Here is a 289-nt window from a genome sequence, read left to right on the forward strand (position 1 = left end):
CGGGCGGCGGGTGCTCACGAGGCCACCAGTGCGCTGAGCCGGGACCAGGTCTCGGCGGTCGGCGTGACGTCATCCATGTCCTGGCGCAGGAACTCCTCGATCCGCGGCAGCCGGTCGAGGGCCGCGTCGGCGTACGGGTCGGCCCCGCCGACGTACGCGCCGATCTCGACGAGCTCCTTGACCCCGCGGTGCGCGGCCATCATCCGGCGCAACAGACCAGCCGCGGCCTGCTGCTCGGGGGTGGTGACGGTGCGGTGCACCCGCGAGATCGATTCGAGGACGTCGATGG

The 289-nt window shown here is 72.7% G+C and carries 1 pseudogene; it reads right to left on the reverse strand.

The features are described 5' to 3' along the window. Positions 1-14: 14 nt before the first annotated feature. Positions 15-289, reverse strand: a pseudogene (locus ACOADB_RS22525) (EscN/YscN/HrcN family type III secretion system ATPase); the annotation flags it as partial.

The sequence above is a fragment of the Nocardioides sp. CPCC 206348 genome (assembly GCF_048654705.1).
In the GTDB taxonomy this organism is placed as follows: Bacteria; Actinomycetota; Actinomycetes; order Propionibacteriales; family Nocardioidaceae; genus Nocardioides.